The 12,472-nt window shown below is 42.7% G+C and carries 14 protein-coding genes; 4 read left to right on the plus strand and 10 right to left on the minus strand.

Annotation, left to right across the window (positions count from 1 at the left end; genetic code table 11):
* Window positions 1–295: 295 nt before the first annotated feature.
* The 3 genes from IM485_RS07435 to pyrH all read right to left on the minus strand — a co-directional run bounded on the left by IM485_RS07435 (window position 296) and on the right by pyrH (window position 2,191).
* A complete protein-coding gene (locus IM485_RS07435; RefSeq protein WP_043996335.1) occupies window positions 296–586 on the minus strand; it encodes a nucleotidyltransferase family protein in 291 nt (96 codons plus the stop codon).
* Between the two features lie 347 nt (window positions 587–933).
* Window positions 934–1,455, minus strand: a complete 522-nt coding sequence (gene frr / locus IM485_RS07440; RefSeq protein WP_502882164.1) for a ribosome recycling factor — start codon at window positions 1,453–1,455, stop codon at window positions 934–936.
* Window positions 1,456–1,468: 13 nt separating this feature from the next.
* Window positions 1,469–2,191 (minus strand): UMP kinase, encoded by a 723-nt coding sequence (gene pyrH / locus IM485_RS07445; protein ID WP_002732255.1) that lies wholly within the window; start codon window positions 2,189–2,191, stop codon window positions 1,469–1,471.
* 203 nt (window positions 2,192–2,394) lie between these two features.
* Here pyrH and IM485_RS07450 point away from each other — a divergent pair, with 203 nt between their 5' ends.
* Complete coding sequence (locus IM485_RS07450; protein ID WP_104395656.1) at window positions 2,395–2,976, plus strand: hypothetical protein; 582 nt, start codon at window positions 2,395–2,397, stop codon at window positions 2,974–2,976.
* A 73-nt stretch (window positions 2,977–3,049) separates the two neighbouring features.
* Here the strand turns inward: IM485_RS07450 and IM485_RS07455 are convergent, their stop codons facing one another.
* On the minus strand, window positions 3,050–3,181 hold the full coding sequence (locus tag IM485_RS07455; protein WP_287742252.1) for a hypothetical protein: 132 nt from the start codon (window positions 3,179–3,181) through the stop codon (window positions 3,050–3,052).
* 303 nt (window positions 3,182–3,484) lie between these two features.
* On the opposite strand from IM485_RS07455, the gene IM485_RS07460 reads away from it, so the two are divergent.
* Window positions 3,485–4,924 (plus strand): aminotransferase class I/II-fold pyridoxal phosphate-dependent enzyme, encoded by a 1,440-nt coding sequence (locus IM485_RS07460; protein WP_287742254.1) that lies wholly within the window; start codon window positions 3,485–3,487, stop codon window positions 4,922–4,924.
* Here IM485_RS07460 and IM485_RS07465 read toward each other — a convergent pair.
* Both IM485_RS07465 and IM485_RS07470 read right to left on the minus strand, forming a co-directional pair.
* Complete coding sequence (locus IM485_RS07465) at window positions 4,916–6,280, minus strand: serine/threonine-protein kinase (RefSeq protein WP_104395654.1); 1,365 nt, start codon at window positions 6,278–6,280, stop codon at window positions 4,916–4,918. The two genes, IM485_RS07460 and IM485_RS07465, sit on opposite strands and share 9 nt — an antisense overlap.
* A 229-nt stretch (window positions 6,281–6,509) precedes the next feature.
* Entirely contained in the window at window positions 6,510–6,863 is a 354-nt protein-coding gene (locus tag IM485_RS07470; RefSeq protein ID WP_104395653.1) for a hypothetical protein, read from the minus strand.
* 231 nt (window positions 6,864–7,094) lie between these two features.
* Between IM485_RS07470 and pyrG the strand changes: the two genes are divergently transcribed.
* Entirely contained in the window at window positions 7,095–8,735 is a 1,641-nt protein-coding gene (gene pyrG, locus IM485_RS07475) for a glutamine hydrolyzing CTP synthase (RefSeq protein ID WP_104395959.1), read from the plus strand.
* 81 nt (window positions 8,736–8,816) lie between these two features.
* On the opposite strand, the gene IM485_RS07480 is transcribed toward pyrG, so the two are convergent.
* The 4 genes from IM485_RS07480 to IM485_RS07495 all read right to left on the minus strand — a co-directional run bounded on the left by IM485_RS07480 (window position 8,817) and on the right by IM485_RS07495 (window position 11,795).
* Window positions 8,817–9,134: a 2Fe-2S iron-sulfur cluster-binding protein gene (locus tag IM485_RS07480; protein ID WP_002768334.1), complete on the minus strand. Its 318-nt coding sequence runs from the start codon at window positions 9,132–9,134 to the stop codon at window positions 8,817–8,819.
* Window positions 9,135–9,395: 261 nt separating this feature from the next.
* Window positions 9,396–9,593: a hypothetical protein gene (locus IM485_RS07485; protein WP_104395652.1), complete on the minus strand. Its 198-nt coding sequence runs from the start codon at window positions 9,591–9,593 to the stop codon at window positions 9,396–9,398.
* Between the two features lie 31 nt (window positions 9,594–9,624).
* The gene (gene def, locus IM485_RS07490; protein ID WP_104395651.1) at window positions 9,625–10,200 is read right to left on the minus strand and encodes a peptide deformylase; all 576 of its coding nucleotides are present in this window, start codon (window positions 10,198–10,200) and stop codon (window positions 9,625–9,627) included.
* 197 nt (window positions 10,201–10,397) lie between these two features.
* Complete coding sequence (locus tag IM485_RS07495; RefSeq protein WP_104395650.1) at window positions 10,398–11,795, minus strand: serine/threonine protein kinase; 1,398 nt, start codon at window positions 11,793–11,795, stop codon at window positions 10,398–10,400.
* Window positions 11,796–12,300: 505 nt separating this feature from the next.
* Between IM485_RS07495 and IM485_RS07500 the strand changes: the two genes are divergently transcribed.
* On the plus strand, window positions 12,301–12,472 hold a 172-nt coding region (locus IM485_RS07500; protein ID WP_502882165.1), incomplete at its 3' end, for an IS1634 family transposase N-terminal domain-related protein.

Raw genomic sequence — 12,472 nt, forward strand, 5'->3', positions numbered from 1 at the left:
GGCTCTACCGAACCTGTCATGCAAAACTATCAACAACTCATGCTTGTAAAGTTTGTACAATAGGGCTTTGAGTTTTTGTTAGATTGATATTTATCAACTTTAGAGCATTGCTGGACAGAGAGGGAGCTTGGGGAATTTTCTACAGTGTAAGTTCGGAAGAACCTGACTTCAAAACAGCGAATCACAGCATCTTGAATTAATAAGGATTGATAGAATCTGTCTTTTCCCTCCTGTGTATAAGATTCGATTCGTTCAATTCTGTCTAAAATATCACCTAAATAAATTAAGTCATCCTTCATAAAGGAATCACCTCTTTCATGATTCTTTCCCGAAAACAATCTCGTAAACTGTTAATAGTAGCCACATCAACTTTACAGCCTAAATAATCTTCTAAGTCTTGAATTAAACCAATTCTATCTAATAAGTTGCGCCCTTGTTCCATTTCTACTAAAAAGTCAATATCACTGTCATTACCGTCTTCTCCTCTGGCAACTGATCCAAATATGAGAATATTAAATGCTCCATGTTTTCGAGCAATTTTTATAATATTCTCTCGTTTTTCTTGAAGAAGTTGATAGCGTTTCATTTTCATAATTTCCCGAATATTTTTTTAAGCAAGATGAGTTTTTCCTATTTTTAGAGAAAAATGGACTCTTTCTTACTAATCTATAAATTCTTTGCTCGATGACCTTTACCAGGAATTACTGTCTTGTCTTATATGACTCCCAAAAATCAAAAATCAGTGTAAGCAAAAGCACATTACCCCATCATAAAACTAGGGGGTTTTAAACCCGAATTTTCGATAACCTGAGATGCCGCAATACTGAAAAACTTCATCCCCAAACCTTCTCACTCCTCTATACCTTTTAAATAGAGATAAAAACCTAAATAGAACAGACAAAAAGCCTGTTCTATCCCTGAGTAGAAAAAAACTTAAACCGTCATGATATCTTTTTCTTTTGTCGTTAATAAATCCTCGATTTTGGCGATAAATTTATCGGTGGATTTCTGCACCTGATCCTGTAAATCCCTGGATTCATCCTCAGAAATTTCGTGACTTTTTTCCTGTTTACGGATAGCATCGATCGCATCCCGGCGAATATTGCGGATCGCCACCTTTCCCTCTTCGGCCAATTTCGCCGCTAATTTGACCAATTCCTTGCGGCGATCGCTAGTGAGGGGAGGGATATTCAAACGAATGGTCTGACCGTCATTACTGGGGGTTAAACCCACGTCCGAGAGAGAAATCGCCTTTTCGATCGCCCCCATACTGGTACGATCGAAGGGTTGAATAGCGATCGTGGTTGCGTCGGGAGTGCTAATAGTCGCCAGGGACTTGAGGGGAGTTTCCATGCCATAATACTCCACCATGATCCGATCTAAAAGAGAAGCATTTGCGCGGCCGGTACGAATCGTATTAAAACCTCTCTGGGTTGATTCGATGGTTTTCTGCATATGGTCTTGAACTTCAGCTAACTTCACAGAATCCTCCTACCAATGTTCCAACGGGTTCACCTTTGACAGCGCGAACAATATTACCTGCTACCGACAGATCGAAAACAACTATCGGAATATTATTTTCCTTGCACAGAGCGATCGCAGTTCCGTCCATCACCCGCAGATCATGGGTCAGCACATGACCGTAGGTGAGACTTTGAAAGCGTCGCGCGTTAGGGTTGTGAGAGGGATCGGAATCATAAACTCCATCCACTTTCGTCGCTTTAAACACCACTTCCGCATCGATTTCGGCAGCGCGCAGGGCTGCCGTGGTATCGGTGGTAAAGAAAGGATTACCCGATCCCGCACCGAAAACCACCACCCGACCTTTTTCCAGATGACGGATTGCTCGCCGGCGGATGTAGGGTTCAGCTAATTCCTGCATCGCAATCGCCGTTAATACCCTAGTCGGTACTTGCGCTCGTTCTAGGGCATCCTGCAAGGTCATAGCGTTCATGACTGTTGCTATCATACCAATATAATCGGCCGTAGCCCGATCCATGCCGGCCGAGGCGGCTTTCACCCCCCGAAAAATATTGCCCCCACCGACCACGATCGCCAATTGGATGCCTTGATCAACCACTTCGGAGATTTCCTGGGCGATAGCGGAAACCACCATCGGGTCGATCCCATAGCCGAGATTGCCCATCAGGGCCTCCCCACTCAGTTTTAATAATACCCGCTTGTACGCCATGCCCTTACTACCACTCGCTAAAACAAGATCTAGATAATTTTTGTCTCCCCATAAGATAGCAGGTTTTGGCCTTGATTTAAGTTGACCAGTTCACTCTCCCAGCCGGATCAGAAGTTCAACTTAATAAATCTTTTCCTTGGGACATTGGTATTTAGTGATACCTTTGTTATTAAAGGGAGCTTAGTTTTATTGAGAATTTAACCGTGATCAGCGATCGATTACTATTGGTCAACAAAAACAATCAAAGGGCTGCTAAAACCGATACCTTTGATTGGGTGTATGGGTTTCAGGATGGAACTCGTCTGATGGGCAAGGTTTGCGGTTACTTAGATCCCGATAGTAATCGTCTTCTCGATCCCGAAAACTGCAGCGCTATCTACCAGAATGCCCAAGGACAAGTCCTTAGTCGTTGGCAAGGTGGAGATTTTATCGCTTTTGAACTAACCACCACCGGGGAAGATATCCTGATCGTGGCTTCTAATGATAATTGTGTCAGTAATAGTCTCTGTTTGGTTTCGGGCATTAGTCGCAGCTGCGCCCAAGTTAGCGATGAAGGAAAATCCCTCGTCCGGGAGGTTTTTCAATACCCTGCTTGGTCTTTGCAGGACGATAATAGCAGTTCTAAGCCGGCTTTCAGTTGGAATTGTTCCGTATCTCCCTTTTTCCCCTTTGTTTCCCTGCGTTTTAATCTTCAGTCCACCAGCAGCAAAAAATTCTATCGTTGGACGGTTTCTCCCTATTTTCCCTTTTGTCCCCTCTTAGAAGTGGGAGAATCCCTTGCCTAATTGGCTTTTTCACTACGATAGTTCTAGAAGATTTCAACACTCAGGAATGGTTAAAACCGTAAGCTATCCCGTGCTATATCAGACTTAGGATGGCGTTCTTTTCGAGATATGCTATCGGCGAAATCCGCTTAATATGGTCGGGATTTTCGCTTAATTTTTCCATGGCAACCAACAAAGCTAAAAGTCTGACCGTTGCTGTGGACATAGGGTCCAAAAAGCCTTAAATGTCCGTGAGTGGGAACTTCTTTTTTATGGGACTTTCCACGATCGAGATGTTAGAGCAGTTATCTTAATGGTGAGGTACGAAGTTTTCCGGCTCTCTTATTCTTTGTGTGATCTCGCGTAGCGAGCGCGTTGCGACCAGTTTAACTTACTAGAAAAGCGATCAATCTTTGTGTCCTCTGTGTCTGGAGTGGTTCCTTCCACCCCCTCGCTAGGAGGAATGTATCTTAGAATACATTTTACCCAGCAAATCCAAGAGAGCCATAATTCATAATTCCTTTCCAAAATGCCTTCGCCAGAATCCGCTCCGTTGTTAGCACAACTGCAAAAAAAAGTCAATAGTTTAGATGTACCATTTTACGCGCCAGGGCATAAGCAGGGGGAAGGAATCGGGGAAGATTTAAGTAATTTACTGGGAAAAAGCGTCTTTAAAGCCGATTTACCCGAATTACCCGACCTTGATAATTTGTTTGCCCCGACGGGAGTGATTAAAGAAGCGCAAATTTTAGCAGCCGAGACATTTGGGGCGGATAAAAGCTGGTTTTTGGTCAATGGTTCCAGTTGTGGCATTATTGCGGCGATTTTAGCCACTTGCGGCGAGGGAGATAAAATTATTTTGGCGAGAAATATTCATAAATCGGCAATTTCGGGCTTAATTCTCTCTGGGGCGCAGCCTATCTTTATCAATCCCGAATATAATCCCACTATCGATCTAAATTTAAATATAACCCCCCAATCCCTCGCAAATGCCCTGAAACTTCATCCCGACGCTAAAGCGGTGATGGTAGTCTCTCCCACCTATCAAGGGGTTTGCTGTGACTTAAAAACTATCGCCCAGATTACCAATCATTATTCTATCCCGCTGCTCGTTGACGAGGCTCACGGGGCCCATTTTGGCTTTCATCCCGATTTACCTCCGGCTGCCCTCTCTCTCGGCGCCGATATGGCTATTCAGTCCACCCATAAGGTTTTAGGGGCCTTAACTCAAGCATCGATGTTACACTTAAAAAGCGATCGCATTAGTTCCGAAAAAGTCGATCGAGCCTTACAATTAGTTCAAACCACTAGCCCTAGTTATCTGCTTCTCGCTTCCCTTGATAGTGCTAGAAAGCAAATGGCGACGCAAGGACTAGATTTACTGAGCAAAACCCTCGATTTAGCCGCTACTGCCCGAAAAGAACTCGATAAAATCCCTAATATCTCTGTTTTAGACTTTCCCCATTCTATCCCGGGTTGTCACTGGTTTGATCGCACTCGTTTAACGGTAATCGTCAGAGATTTTGGCTTAACTGGTTACGAAATAGACGATATTTTGCGAGAAAAATACGCTGTCACGGCAGAATTACCGACTTTAAGCCAACTTACTTTTATTATCTCCATCGGCAATCATCGCGAACACATTAATCGCCTAATTACTGCTTTTCAATGCCTTCAATCCCCTTCCTCTACCAGTTTACCCCCCACTCCTCCTCCAGTCACGGCAAATTCGGCTATTTCTCCTAGAAAGGCTTTTTTTGCCCCTACAGAGATAGTATCCCGGAAAAATGCCCTCGATCGTCTTAGTGCTGATGTTATCTGTCCCTATCCCCCCGGTATTCCCGTTTTGATGCCAGGAGAGTTAATTTCTCAGGAAGTCCTCGACTATCTGCAAACTATTTTAGACCTCGGTGGCACGATTACCGGCGGTAGTGATGATAATTTGGCAACTTTCAGGGTTTTAAAATAATCGCAAAATTATCTGATATATTAACCGGAAAAAGGCAGTAATAGCAATTGCCCCGATAGCTGCCATCACGGCAATGATAGCAATTTCAGGAAAACTTAGGCTGCCTTGCAGTTGCGGAATTAACATCAAGGCGAGGGTAATTGCTGCGATAATTGGTATATCTTTTCCTTCAATTACTTTTTTAAATAATGCCAAAACTAAGCCACCTAAGATCATAAAGGCGATGACAATTCCTACCGAGGGGACTAAACTATTGAAGGCAATTACTAATAATGTCCCCTCAAACCCTGTAAAGGCAGCATTAGCGAAAGTTTCCCCAAGAGAAAAGCGGGAAGTTTTTCTCATCACTGGAGAAGATGGGGAAGATGGGGAAGATGGGGGAATTGGGGAAGGTGGGGGAGGAGGATTTAAAGCGGTTAAAACTTCTCCACAGGATTGAAATCTATCCTGGGGATTTGCTAGTAACATTTTATTGAATACTTGGGCTAAATCTGCACTGATATTAGGGGCATAATTTTGCCAATTCCAGACCTGTTTTTGCGAATCGTATATATCATCAGGATCACGATTAGTTAAGAGTATAACACAGGTAGCTGCTAGGGCATATAAATCTGTGGCTGCTGATACCTGATTGCCTAATTGTTGTTCGGGAGGAGCAAATCCAGCTGAGTAAATTGTTGTGGATTTCTCTTGTGTATTATTGGGGTTATTAGTAGCCTGTTTTACTGCCCCAAAATCGAGTAAATAGAGGCGGCCATTTTTGGATAGCATTATGTTAGATGGTTTTATATCCCGGTGAATGGAACCATTTTCATGGATAAATTTGAGGATAAGAAGTAATTCTTTGAGAATGTTTTTAACTTCACTTTCTTGAAAGGGTTTTTGTTGCTGTTGGAGAATTTCTTCTAAGTTTTTACCGTCGATATATTCCTGGGCCAGATAGAAAAATTGCTCTTCTTCTCCCGTTAATTGATTCTTGACTTTTAAAGGGAAAAAAGCATAGAGATCGGGGATTTGAGGATGTTCTCGTCCTAAATCTTCTAAAACGTGCGCTTCTTGAAAAAATAAATTTTTCGCTTTTTCTAAAGCTTGCGGACTTAAATTACCCGAAGGTTGAAATTGTTTGAGTACACATTTAGCTTTTTTGGGACTATAACGATCTACTGCTAAAAATGCTGCCCCAAATCCTCCTTGTCCCAATAGACGTTCAGGCAAATAACGTCCCCCTAAAATTAATGGCATCCCGCAAGTAGTACAATATTTCTGCTCGATCGAGGTTAAGCGATTGCTATCGTCTAGGTCTAGGCACTGATTACGCGGTCTCGGACAGTGGGGACGCGTGCAAATAACTTCCATAATCACCGTTTCCCGTGGTACTGCTCTTAGTTTAGCTACTACCGGCAATTCGGGTTAAAATTTTTATTCTTGAGAAAGAGTTAAAAAGAGGGTTCGTAGGCCTACACGGATTCCCATTATACTACAAGGTTAGCAGAAATTTTGAAGTTTGTCAAGTCTTTGGCCGAAAAAAATTCAGCCAGATCTAGCGGTTATCTTAATGGTGGGGTGGGAAGTCTCGGCGCTTTTTTTAGTTGAAAGAGCGGGCCAGACGACTAACCCCGGTGTGTAATAACTGTTCCAAGCTTTGGCGATCGCTGATGGCTTGAAAATTGATCAGAAAACAGGTTAAACCCAGTCCAAAGAGGATAAAAGTGGGGGGCATAACCACACCAATCATTAACCAGGTGGCGACGTGGAGAAACATAGTGAGAGCGAACAACAAAGCTAGGGAAGCAATGGGGAAGACTTGACGGGTAGGACGACCAAAATAGAGAAAAAGAACGGTTAAAACGGTGGTTACTAAGTTAGCGGGTACTAAAAAGGCACAAATCGAGACGCAATAGTTGCGGGAAAATTCAGCGAGAGTATTAAAATCTATCATTAATATTACTTTACAATTGCCTGAGTCTTAGTACTCTCGATTGTAGCGGAAAATTTAGATGATTGGGATGAAGGTGACTGAAGGCTGTGGTCTAATAGATTTTCGAGAGGGAGCTAAAACGAGGATCGGGGTATAGATCATCCAGTTATAATGAAATCTGGGAAAATGACACCGCCCCATCCCGAAAACTCTCACCCCTTGCTAGGTATAATCGATCGCAGGAAGAATTTTATGAGTAAATTTGTCTTTGTTACTGGGGGAGTTGTCTCCAGTATTGGGAAAGGAATTGTCGCTGCTAGTTTGGGAAGATTGTTGAAAAGTCGGGATTATTCCGTCTCAATTCTGAAATTAGACCCCTACATCAACGTGGATCCGGGTACGATGAGTCCTTTTCAACACGGAGAGGTATTTGTCACCGATGATGGGGCTGAAACCGACCTCGACCTTGGCCACTACGAACGTTTTACCGATACGGAACTCTCCCGTCTCAATAGTGTGACTACTGGCTCGATTTATCAAGCGGTATTGAATAAAGAGCGCCGTGGTGCTTATATGGGGGGAACTGTGCAGGTAATTCCCCATATTACCAACGAAATCAAGGAAAGGATTCTCCGGGTGGCCAAAGATACCAACCCCGATATTGTCATCACAGAAATTGGTGGTACGGTGGGAGATATCGAATCTTTGCCTTTTTTAGAAGCAATTAGGCAATTTAGGAAGGATGTGGGACGAAATAACGTGGTTTATATGCACGTTACCCTAATTCCTTGGATTCCGGCCGCGAAGGAGATGAAAACTAAACCGACGCAACACTCGGTCAAGGAATTAAGATCGATCGGTATTCAACCGGATGTGTTAGTCTGTCGTTGTCATCTACCCCTACAACCGGGATTAAAAGAAAAACTCTCAGCTTTCTGTGATGTGCCGGTGGAATCGGTGATTACTGCTCAGGATGCCAGCAGTATCTACGAAGTGCCTCTCAATCTGGAAAAAGAGGGATTAGCGCAACAAACCCTAGAATTATTAAACCTGGGTCCCCGATATCCCCATCTGGAGGAGTGGGAAAATCTCATCCGACAGATGCAATCCCCTAGTCAAAAATTAGAGATAGCTATCGTCGGTAAGTATGTGCAGTTGGGGGATGCTTATCTCTCGGTGGTGGAGGCCCTCAAACACGCCGCTATTGCCCTTAATAGCGAGATAGAATTGCGTTGGGTAAGTGCCGAAGATGTGGATAACGATTCGGCCGAAGCTCATTTAAGCGGTGTTGACGGTATTGTTGTACCCGGTGGTTTTGGTATTAGGGGTGTGGATGGCAAAATTAAGGCGATCGAGTATGCTAGGGTCAATAATATTCCTTTCTTGGGTCTCTGTTTAGGGATGCAGTGTTCGATTATCGAATGGGGTCGCAATGTGGCCCGATTAGAAAGGGCCAATAGTTCCGAATTTGAAGAGGATACACCCAATCCGGTGATTAATTTACTGCCAGAACAGGCAGATGTGGTGGATTTAGGGGGAACAATGCGCTTAGGTCTCTATCCCTGCCGTTTAAATCCCGATAGTCTGGCTTTCTCCCTCTACGGTCAAGAGGTTATCTATGAGCGCCATCGTCACCGTTACGAGTTCAATAATGCCTATCGTAGTCTCTTTTTTGAGACTGGTTATCTGGTGAGTGGCACTTCTCCTGATGGTCGTTTGGTGGAAATTATCGAACTACCAAAACATCCTTTCTTTATTGCTACCCAATTTCACCCCGAATTTCGCTCTCGTCCCAATAAAGCTCATCCTCTCTTTTCTGGTTTCATGAAAGCGGCCCTCAAGGGTAGAGAGGAAAAGTTCTCCCTTATTAGTCAGCATTCGGCTATTAGTTAGGGTTTGCTGGTTCTATTGGCTCAAAATCTGTTTTTTTGGGGGGAACCCCCCGAAAATTTCTCATCTTAACCCCAGTTTGGCCTAGGGTTTTCCGAATTGACGTTGATAAACTACTTCTTCCTTGCCAGATTCCAGTTTAATATCGGAGCGAGGATAGGCCACACATAACAAAGCATAGCCTTCTTTTTGCAGGTCGGGGGATAATCCCATGCCCTCACCTTGTTCGACGCTACCCTGGGAAAGTTGAGCGGCGCAGGTAGTACATACGCCCGCATTGCAAGAACTGGGTAAGTCAATCCCCGCATCGTAGGCCGCTTGTAGTATAGTTTGATCTTCCCTAACTTCGATCGTTTGTGTGGTTCCTAAATGGGAAATTTCTACTTTGTAGGTTGTGGTCATAGCTAATGAATGATGCTTTGAACTTCACCTATTTTATCATTCTAGATTGCGGATATAGGAGAGAGGAGGGAAATCTTTACCTAATCAGATTTTCACCGGTCGGCAGATAATTGATTGTCATAAAAGATGATAAGATACTCAAAATAAGTAACTTTTTCTGGCAATTTGCCCTGTAGTTAAAACAAACAAAAGAGAGAAATACATTCTCTCTTCTGCTCATGAAAATTATGCCAATTTTTAGATAACCGAGGGGAAGTTATTCTATTTGTAATTGGCTCTCGTGTCTTTAACCGCAGCCCAAAAAAATAGGGCTGTTAATGGTACACTTGCCGCTAGAATTAAGCTAGTGGTGGTATTGCCTAAATCCGGTTCTCCCGAACTAATTTCAAAGACACAACCCACAGCAGCGATTGCTGCAATACAGGATAATAACAATAAAACGCCGCTTTTCGGGGTCATCTTCACTCCTCACCTAAATTAACTAATGCCTTTATTTTGTCACTTTCTCAACGGGTTTCACCGCTTGCACGGAAAAACCGTGTTTTTTTAATTCTTCATTCAGTGCCAAATCGTTATCTACTCTGTCCACGAACATGACACCATTAAGATGGTCCATTTCGTGTTGAATTACCCGCGCTAGTAAACCGTCAGCTTGCAGTTTTCGCGGTTTCCCCTGTTCATCTTTATAACTCACTTCGATCGCTTGGGGACGGATGACATCTAAAAACACATCGGGAATACTCAAACAACCCTCTTCCGCTTTGCACAATTCCCGACCATAACCGATAATTTGGGGATTAATCAGAATTAGGGGCGGATTTTCTGGTTTATCGGGTTCACAATCGATGACAATCAATTGTTTATTGACTGCCACTTGCGGAGCCGCTAAACCGATACCATTGGCACTATACATAGTTTGCAGCATTTCTTTGGCTAATTGGCGAATGCTGTCATCGACTTTAGCAATCCGCTTGGCCGGTTGACGCAGGACTCGATCGCCGAGATAATGCAGTTCTAAAGGGGGTTTTTCTAATTTGCGTTTTTCTACGGTAATAGTGGCGCTCATAAACTTAATTATCGATGGGATGACACAATTTTGATTTTAGTCACTGGCTCTGGGGCATTTCTCCGGAAAAGGGAGAAAAAAGCCCAGACTCTTCATAAAATTTTACACTGATCACAGACAGTTCGTCTATATCAGGGAGATGGGGAGGGGAAAGAAGGAGAGAAGGGAGAGGGGAGAAAAAAGCTGATTGTAACTGGCTACTTATTAGTAATTGGTATTCCTAACCACTGGCTTAATTCCGCTGCTAACCATTCAATTTCGGGTTTACTCAGATATTCTTTTGTCTTACTGCTAATAGTATATTCTTTAGTCCCCGCCCAAATAGTTAAAGCCATCGGCACATAAACTCGATCGCCATCACCATCTTTGCTATGATAACCATCAGCTTTCACCAGTTTATTAATATGTTCCCGTGCCATTTTCTTTTTGCCCGGAAGTGTCAAACCAAAAATTCGCTGAATGGCCACAATTTCCTGACTATCAATAGTGATAATTTCCTCTCCTTTGAGACAATAAATAATCTGATAAAGCATTCCTAAACCCACAAACCAAAAAGGCAAGGAAAAGAGCATAAAAAACCAACTTATCCACAGAGGAATAGAAACGGATCCTCCTGTCCATACTAATAAAAAAGCATTCCAAGCGATGGCAAAAGTTCCAAGATAAATTAATTTAGGGGTAAAACCTTCGGGAGGTAAAGATATTTTAATTTTCTCCCCGCTTTTTTGCAACTGTACCCGACTCCCGGCGGGTTTTTCAAGGTTTGAGGAAGTTAATTGCATTTCGTGGAGAGTATTTAAAGCTTGATTTGCTGCCTGGGCTGAAACAAACCTTTTTTCGAGACTAGGTTCGATTAACTGCCCTAACCAATGAACAAAAGCAGGGCTTAAATTGGCTAAATTATTTAATTGAATTTTGCCATCTTTTTGGGGTAAATCGGCGGGATGAATGCCTGTAGCTAGATAGATTAAAGTGGCTCCTAAACTGTATAAATCAGAAGCGGCAACGGTGCGACCACCGAATTGTTCGGGTGGCATATAACCGTAGGTTCCGACAATAGTTAAAGTGGCCTGTTCCTGTTGAGCAACAGTCTGGACAGAACCAAAATCAATTAAATAAACATTGCCGATACTATGACCAGTTCGATCTTTTAATAAGATATTACTAGGTTTCAAATCCCGGTGGATAATTGGCGGGTTAAGTCCATGAAGATAAATTAAAATCCCTAGGATAGATTTGGCTAATTCTTGCAGGTCTGCCTCACTAAATTTGCGACCATTTTCTATCTGTTCCTTGAGAGATTTCGCCTCGATATAACTCTGAACAAGGGCAAAACCTTGATAGGTATCGGTGCGAACTTCAAAATAGTCGATATATTCAGGAATCGAGCGACAATCTAGATGTTTAAGAGTTTCAGCTTCCCGTTCAAAAAGTTTTAAATCTGTCCATTCAAAATCGGGACTGAAGATTAATAATTTGACAACAACAGTAGCGCCCGTTTTTAGATCTTGGGCGAGAAAAGTGCGTCTTCCGGTTTGTTTACCTAACTGACTTTGAATTTGGTATCGATCGCCTAAAATTTGCCCTGGCATCATACAATACATGGGTGCATCTCATATTTGTGACTTTCTCTCACTCTCTCACTTATGGTGAGCAGCAGAAGTTATTCAAAGAGGGCGAATGCAATTCGCCCTTACAATAATAATATTATTGCACCAATGGTAGGGGCGCACCGTGGTCAGTGAGTTTATCGAACTGCGTGCGCCCAAGCGCCCAACGCCCAAAATGTCATCTAGATATTTCTCCAAAATTGAGATGCACCCCAATATATTTCTAGGATAATCCTAAATAGGGTTTGCGGCAAAAAGTTATTGAAAAGTACAGATCTCTTAATCAATGATTTCACTTAGCTACAAGCATAAGCTTTAGTTGTTGATTAATTTCTAAGTTATAACTGAACTTCCCCCATACACATATACCATAATAGCCGAAACCCTTATCCATCAATGGATATACCCCTTAACTTTTCTTAATGCACCCATGTAATTTGTAAAATTTCTTAATGGACAAGAATTCTCTCCATTTGCTAAAATAGTGGTCATGTATATAGAAAAAGTTCCTAACCGTAATTCCCCCCCCGCTGTTCTTCTTCGAGAGTCCTATCGAGAAGGAGATCAAGTCAAAAAAAGAACCCTTGCCAATCTCTCAAAATTACCCGATGATATTATCGACAATCTGAAACTGGCTCTTAAAGGAGCAACACTGTCCATGA

It is taken from the genome of Microcystis sp. M169S2 (genome assembly GCF_020245865.1).
GTDB lineage: Bacteria > Cyanobacteriota > Cyanobacteriia > Cyanobacteriales > Microcystaceae > Microcystis > Microcystis ichthyoblabe_A.